The organism is Sphingomonas sp. BAUL-RG-20F-R05-02 (genome assembly GCF_022662305.1).
Taxonomy (GTDB): domain Bacteria; phylum Pseudomonadota; class Alphaproteobacteria; order Sphingomonadales; family Sphingomonadaceae; genus Sphingomonas.
The window spans coordinates 1-664 of the sequence record NZ_JAKNQH010000073.1; the positions used below are offsets into that span (position 1 = coordinate 1).

The window sequence follows — 664 nt, forward strand, 5'->3', positions numbered from 1 at the left end:
CCTTGGGATCGGGGAAATAGGTGTGATCGATGTCGAGCTGCCCCATCCGCGTCCAGTAGAACCAGTCGAGCACCATCACATCCAGCGGCAGGTTGCGCTTGCGATACCCCTCCGCCACGCCGAGCAGCTCGGCCTGGCTCTCGTAGCGCGCCTTCGACTGAATCAGGCCGAATGCAGCCTTGGGCGGGAGCGGGGTGGCGCCGGTCAGCTTGGCGTAGCCGGCATAGAGCTGATCGGTGCTGTCGCCGGTGATGACGAAGAACGAGACGCGCTCGCCGACGTTCGACTGCCAGTGCGTTGCGTTGTTGAGGCCGGGCGACACGGTGGTGGCGGAGGGGTTGTCCCACACGATGCCGTAGCCCTTGTTCGTCACCATGAACGGCACGCACACGCTTTCACCCGCCGGTGCGTCGTAATTGTGCCGACACTCGATGGTGCGGCCCTTCAGGTCGAGCACGCCCTCCTGATTCTGGCCGAGCCCGTAGTAATGCTCGCCCGGCTGCACCGCGAAATTCGCGCCGACGTGGAAGGTATGTTCGCCGTTCACATCGGCCGGGGCCATCTCCCAGCCGGTCATCTCGGCGATGGTGTGGCCGTCCGCCCCGCGCACGCTGATGCCGACGTGCGGCAGCGCCGGCGCGAAATAGCGCTGCATCTGCGTCGG

At 65.8% G+C, this 664-nt stretch carries 1 protein-coding gene; it reads right to left on the reverse strand.

Annotated features, from left to right (window positions below; all coding sequences use genetic code 11):
- The coding region (locus L8F97_RS22485) for a TIM-barrel domain-containing protein (protein WP_277925153.1) at positions 1 to 664 on the reverse strand (664 nt) is incomplete at both ends.